This window comes from Cellulomonas fimi, from assembly GCF_028527925.1.
GTDB lineage: Bacteria > Actinomycetota > Actinomycetes > Actinomycetales > Cellulomonadaceae > Cellulomonas > Cellulomonas fimi_C.
Map to the genome: position 1 here is coordinate 1 of NZ_JAPESW010000114.1, position 1,209 is coordinate 1,209.

Sequence of the window (1,209 nt, forward strand, 5' to 3'; positions counted from 1 at the left end):
GGGTCGGGGTGGGCGTGACGCCCCCGTTGCAGACGGCTCCGTTCAGGCTGAAGCTCGTCGGCGACGGGTTGCTGCCGCTGTACGCGCCGTTGAACCCGAACTCGACGGTGCCGCCCGCGGGGATCTGCGGGTTGTAGCCGACGTTCTTGGCCGTCACCTGGTTGCCGCTCTGCGTGGCGGTCGTGCTCCACGCCTGCGTGATCGTCTGGTTGCCCGGGAACGCCCAGGTGAGCGTCCAGCCGTTGATCGCCGAGCCGAGGTTGGTGATCTTGACGCTGGCGGTGAAGCCGGTGCTCCACGAGTTCGCGGTGTAGCTGACCGAGCAGCCGCTGCCGGGGTTCGACGTCGGGGTCGGTGTCGGCGTCTGCGTCGGGGTCGGCGTCTGCGTCGGCGTCGGGCTCGGCGTGGCCGAGTTCAGCGTGTCGAGGACGGAGGTGTAGGCGGCCTTCTTGTTGCCGGATCCGTCGAACAGCAGCGGGGTGCCGCCCGAGCGCCAGGAGTCGGTGTCGCGCACGCCCCACACGGTGATGCCGGTGCACCGCGCGACGTTGAGGCAGGCCTGCACGACCCGCTGGTAGTTCTGCGCCTGGGAGGAGCCGGAGCCCTCGATGTCGAGCTCGGTGATCTGCACATCGACACCCAGGTTGGCGAAGTTCTGCAGCGTCGTCTGGTAGTTGCTGGGCACCGGGCTCTGGGCGTTGAAGTGCGACTGGAACCCGACGCAGTCGATCGGCACACCGCGCGACTTGAAGTCCCTCACCATGTTGTAGACGCCCTGGGTCTTGGCGTGCGACCAGTTGTCGGTGTTGTAGTCGTTGTAGCAGAGCTTGGCGTTCGGGTCCGCGGCGCGGGCGGCGCGGAACGCGGCCTCGATCCAGTCGTTGCCCGTGCGCTGCAGGTTGGAGTCGCGGCGACCGCCGGACGAGCCGTCGGCGTAGGCCTCGTTCACGACGTCCCAGGCGTAGATCTTGCCCTTGTAGTACGACGCGACCTGCGTGACGTGGTTGAGCATCGCGTTGCGCAGGTCGGTGCCGGACAGGTTCTGCATCCAGCCGGGCTGCTGCGAGTGCCAGGCGAGCGCGTGCCCGCGGACCTGCTTGCCGTTCTGGCGGGCCCAGTTCACGATCCGGTCGCCGTTGGAGTAGTTGAACTGGCCACGGTTGGGCTCCGTGGCGTCCATCTTCATCTCGTTCTCGGCCGTGATCATGT

General features: G+C 67.7%; 1 protein-coding gene. It reads right to left on the minus strand.

What is annotated here, in order from left to right:
* Positions 1–1,209: glycoside hydrolase family 10 protein (locus tag OMK64_RS19985; protein WP_272730102.1), on the minus strand; the 1,209-nt coding region annotated here is incomplete at both ends.